Origin of the sequence: Clostridium sp. (assembly GCF_030532265.1) — a bacterium.
Lineage (GTDB): Bacteria > Bacillota > Clostridia > Clostridiales > Clostridiaceae > Clostridium.
Genome location: NZ_JAUNLM010000129.1, coordinates 1 through 1,675, shown reverse-complemented (window position 1 = coordinate 1,675; position 1,675 = coordinate 1). Strand labels below are relative to the sequence as shown.

General features: G+C 24.0%; 1 protein-coding gene. It reads left to right on the top strand.

Annotated elements, in window-relative coordinates; genetic code table 11:
- The first annotated feature begins 371 nt into the window (after nucleotides 1–371).
- Complete coding sequence (locus Q4E08_RS12130; RefSeq protein ID WP_303131296.1) at nucleotides 372–1,520, top strand: hypothetical protein; 1,149 nt, start codon at nucleotides 372–374, stop codon at nucleotides 1,518–1,520.
- The last annotated feature ends 155 nt before the right edge of the window (nucleotides 1,521–1,675 follow it).

The following is a 1,675-nucleotide window of genomic DNA, read 5'->3' as shown; positions in this document are numbered from 1 at the left end:
ATTTATCAAGTGATGTCTTTGATAAAGGAATTCCAAAGACTTTTACAATAGTAGCTAGAAAATAATTTAATAGACTTGTGCATAGTGTATAAATATATACTATGCACTTATTTTTTAGCTTTTTATTTGAAATTATAATTTTATCAATATGTAGATTTTTAAATATTTGCTTAAATATAGTATTTAAAAGTTTGTAATATAGTAAATAAATTATTATGTGATAATCTTAAAATAAAAAATATTTACACATGCAATATGGTTTTTAATGGTATAATTGTTAATATAATATTAAATAATAATGATTTTGTTAATATAGCGGTAATAAATTAAAGGGATTTTTAGTTATTTACTAGAGGTTATAGGAGGAAATTATGAGAAAAACATTAAGTCTATTAATAGCTATTGGAATTTTGAGTAGTTCTTTTATTGCATGCGGAACAAGTAGTAAAGATATTACAAATAATGAATCTAAAATAAATAATAGTAGCAATATTAATAAAGATAAAGAGGAGAGTAACAATGAAACTTCAAATAAGGAAAAAGATAAAAATTCAAATGACTTAGATATTTTCCTTAATGGTGGAGTTTTAGAAGGTAATATTAATGACAATATTGGTGTAGTAATAAACCTTGAAAATTCATATAAAAAAGATGATTGTATAATAGCAACAGAATATTATACGAAATATCCAGATCAATCTTTAGATGTCGATATTAAAAGTGATGGGAATAATAAGTACACTATAAATGAATCAGAGAATGGGAAATCCACAGGAATTTATAAAGTTACTATAGAGGGGAATACTGTAAAAGGTACTTTTACAAATACTTCAACTAACGTTAAAAGTAATGTTGATTTAGAATTTAAGAAAGAAAGTAATGAGAAAAAAGTAAATAATGATAATAATATAGAGAATAAAAATAATTCAGAAGAAAAAAAAGATAATACTAAAACTATAGGATTCTTAAGAGATACTGCTATAAACAAAGGATTATTAAATGGAGAAATTGCTCATTTAACTAATGAACAAGTAAAAAATATTGGAAATGGAAATCCTAAAATTAGTAAAGAATTTGAGGGACAAAACGTTGTTGTAGCAAGACTTGAAGAGAATTTAGAAGATACCTTAGGAAAGTTTTATGTAAGTGCAGCTTCAAATAATGCTAAATTAGCTAAGGAAGACTATTTAATAGATGGGAAAAAAGCTTGGATAACTACAATTGCAGAAGCAAGTATATACTTATCTGGAAGCAAAGAAGGAAATAATTTTGCCATAATAGAAGAAGATGGGAAAGTGTGTAATTATAAAGATTTATATGATGCAGCTAAAAATGATGAATTAAAGCAAATAAATATTAAAAATGGTCAATATAGAACTGTATCATCAGAAGAAATAGCTTATGATTATAATAGTCCATTTTGGATTAATAGCACAGGTTCTCTTATAACTTCAGAAGATAATCCAGATCCAGATGGATGGCAACCACCAAGAGTTTTAGAGTGGCCACCACAAAAATAAGAGTAAATTTATAAAATAAATTTTTAGGTTATTTATAATAGCTTAAAAATTTATTTTTTTATTTAATTTTAAAATAATTAAAGTAAAATGAAATCTTATATTATATAGTATTGTAATACAGAATATGGTAAAATTATTAAAAGTCTATGAGGAGG